Annotated in this window: 3 protein-coding genes; all 3 read right to left on the bottom strand. The window is 63.7% G+C overall.

Translation table 11 applies throughout. From position 1 onward, the window contains the following. Positions 1 to 158 precede the first annotated feature (158 nt). The gene (locus AC1DY5_RS51665) at positions 159 to 1139 is read right to left on the bottom strand and encodes a LysR family transcriptional regulator (RefSeq protein WP_478122018.1); all 981 of its coding nucleotides are present in this window, start codon (positions 1137 to 1139) and stop codon (positions 159 to 161) included. A 653-nt stretch (positions 1140 to 1792) separates the two neighbouring features. Further along, the gene (locus tag AC1DY5_RS51660; protein ID WP_478122017.1) at positions 1793 to 2047 is read right to left on the bottom strand and encodes a hypothetical protein; all 255 of its coding nucleotides are present in this window, start codon (positions 2045 to 2047) and stop codon (positions 1793 to 1795) included. Between the two features lie 39 nt (positions 2048 to 2086). After that, positions 2087 to 2293, bottom strand: coding sequence for a hypothetical protein (locus AC1DY5_RS51655; protein WP_478122016.1), 207 nt, complete (start codon positions 2291 to 2293; stop codon positions 2087 to 2089). Positions 2294 to 2368 lie beyond the last annotated feature (75 nt).

Below are 2368 nucleotides of genomic sequence, written 5' to 3'. Positions count from 1 at the left end.
CCCTACCTTGATTCGGATGCGGTCTTCGGCGTGCGCGAGTCGCTGGTGGGCGAGTGGGTGAAGCAGGGCGATGGCAGCTACGTGCTGGACTTCGACCTGATCCTGAATCCCGAAGCTCGCAAGCCGGCCGCGGCGGCATCCGTCCCGCTGGCCGAAGCTCAGGCGGCCTGAGCGGCGTCGCGCAGGAACAGGCGGCGGAAAACCGCGCGCAGCCATTGGCTGCCCGGATCGCGGTGGAAGCGGTCGTGCCAGTACAGCGCGATCTCCATGCTGGGCAACGGGAGGGGTGGCTCGACCGCGACCAGGTCCAAGTCATGGGCAAGAGCGACGCCCAGCGTGCGAGGCACGGTCGCGACGATGTCCGAGTTCCTGGCGATGTGCGCGGCAGCCGCGAAGGTCGGCACGCGGCACACGATGTTTCCGAGCGGCAGCACGGATTCGAGCAGGCGCTCGGCATTCGCGTACCCGTGGCCGGTGCCGGCCACGGAAACGAGTGCGTGCTGTTCGGCAACGAAGCGCTCGAGCGCCGTGGGTTCGCCTGCTTCATCGGCACTCGAAATCAGGCTTCCGGCATTGAGTCGCGGATGCCCCTTGCGAAAGAGGGAGACATAGCTTTCCGTCCACAGGGGATGGCGCCGGATGCCTTGCGTCAGCGAAGCGAAGGATCCGATCGCCAGGTCGACCAAGCCTGACTCGAGCCATTGGTCCAGGTGATGGACATCGCAGGGAACGGCCTGCACATGGACCTTAGGGGCCTCGACGCGAAGGATCGCGAGCAGCGGCGGCAGCAACTGGACCACTGCGGCATCGATCATGAAGAAGCTGAATCGCCGTTCGGAAGCCAGCGGGTCGAAGGGCACATGGTCCGAGCGCAGTGCCCGCACACTGTCAAGAATGGCGCGCACGGGTTGCGCCAGTTCGAGGGCTTTTGGGGTCGGCTCCATCTTGAGCGCAACGCGCACGAAGAGAGGGTCGCCGAAGTAGAGGCGAAGGCGCGCGAGCGTCTTGCTCAGCGCCGGCTGCGTCATGTTGAGCACGCGCGCGCAGCGGGTCAGATTGCGCTCTGCAAGCAGGATGTCGAAGATCTGCAGATGGTGCAGATCGAGCTCGCCATCATTGATCCTGGGAATCGCGTCCATGAGTTGCGGTGGTGAGCAAGGAGCGTACCTGCGCGAGAGGCGTGTTGCAAGCTTCGCAAGGAGACTTCTTCTGTCTGCGCTCCCCATCCCGACCGACCTTGCCTACAGCGTGTTCGATCGCAGGGAAGCACCGGAGTACTGCGCCAATGTTCGTGTCGCGACTTGGCTGCGACCGTCGTCGGCGGGGAGCCAGGGCCGCGGAGCGCGGGAATGTAGGCGAGTCCCTTGGCTGCTCGATGCCGTCAGCCATCGTCGGTCGACGTTGACAAGCGCCGCGACAAGACCTGACCGTTTGCTTCCACTGAGCCTGGCTATCACATCCGAATCCGGAAGATCGTCAAAATCCTAATCGCTGGATTCGCGCGATAGCCGCCTCGGCGATCTCCTTGGCTTTGAACGCTTCAAGCCGAGCGCCTGCATCGCGCTGCACCATGCGGGGAACAGCGGCCACGATGTGAAGGCGGTAACGATCCTGTGAAGGTGCAGGCCCACGCTAGGAATCGCCTCAGCGCGGCACCTTGGGTCCAACGAGCCTGCTCTCCTTTCCCTCGTGGATGGACGCCTTCCTGTGCGCCTGCTGAACCTTTGCCATTCCCACCTCCATCGATCGGAGCCCACAGTATGAGCGCCAACAGCAAGATCGAACGGACCGATCACACCTGGTCGCCAGTGGGAGAAAGGCCGTGATCGTCAACCCACTTCCGCCCCGCAAAGCGGGCCGCGTTCGCCGCCGCCTTCTCTGTGTCGTAGTAGGCGGGGCCGCCGACCACCCTCACGTCAGTGCGCACGTCGACGCGGCCGCTTTCATGGCACTCATTCACCAGGTTGGGGGCGAACTTGCCACCAGGCGCCGGGTACGGCGTGCACTTCAACCAGTAACCCCCGTACTTCTCTGACCACTCCGCCATGATCATCTCCTACAGGAACACCCCATCCTCTTGTCCAGCCTACGGCCCTGCGTCCAGCGCCTTGATCGCCGCGATAGCTTCGTGCCTTGCCCGGATCAGCGCCTCTTCCTCCGAGCGTGCAACGGACTCGGCAATGTCAACAGGCTTCCGGTCGTCGATCTGGGACGACCAACTCCAGCGCTCGCCGGTTGGCCAGACGTTGATCGTTACTTGGTGCCCGTTGTGTTCAAAGCTGGTGTCGGACATGTGTTGCCTCCAACGATGGGGAGTGACGTATGAAAGACCGGCCAGTTCTATTTTCCGCCCCGATGGTGCGCGCAC

The sequence above is a fragment of the Variovorax sp. P4_D9 genome (assembly GCF_056401695.1).
Note: the sequence above shows the minus strand (reverse complement) of the source record. Positions and strands in the feature narration are given on the sequence as shown.

Coding starts and splice junctions, on each gene's coding strand:
- AC1DY5_RS51665 (WP_478122018.1), bottom strand. CDS start 1,139: ATGGACGCGATTCCCAGGATCAATGATGGCGAGCTCGATCTGCACCAT.
- AC1DY5_RS51660 (WP_478122017.1), bottom strand. CDS start 2,047: ATGGCGGAGTGGTCAGAGAAGTACGGGGGTTACTGGTTGAAGTGCACG.
- AC1DY5_RS51655 (WP_478122016.1), bottom strand. CDS start 2,293: ATGTCCGACACCAGCTTTGAACACAACGGGCACCAAGTAACGATCAAC.